Genomic DNA, 316 nt, shown 5'->3' with positions numbered 1-316 from the left:
AGCTAATCACCCTTCGCTTCGTTACGGGACGCATTATGCCACAAGTTTTCATAAAGTGTTGATTTAATTGAAGTTTTTTTCAAATAAATCCGAAAACCAGTGAAACGACACAACCCGCGGGTACAACGTACAAACTTGAGACAGAAAAAAACCCGCTTTAGCGGGTTTTTCCGTGGTGACCTGGCGTTCAGTGTTCCAGGTTACCGAATATGGCGCAGCGGACGGGACTCGAACCCGCGACCCCCGGCGTGACAGGCCGGTATTCTAACCGACTGAACTACCGCTGCGCGTAACACTTGAAACGAATGGTGGGTGA

The 316-nt window shown here is 49.4% G+C and carries 1 tRNA gene; it reads right to left on the bottom strand.

The window, feature by feature from the left end:
- Positions 1–210 precede the first annotated feature (210 nt).
- Positions 211–287: transfer RNA gene (locus NL64_RS01570), tRNA-Asp, on the bottom strand.
- Positions 288–316: the final 29 nt, after the last annotated feature.

It is taken from the genome of Pseudomonas fluorescens, from assembly GCF_000802965.1.
In the GTDB taxonomy this organism is placed as follows: domain Bacteria; phylum Pseudomonadota; class Gammaproteobacteria; order Pseudomonadales; family Pseudomonadaceae; genus Aquipseudomonas; species Aquipseudomonas fluorescens_A.
This window is presented reverse-complemented; position numbering and strand designations above follow the sequence as displayed.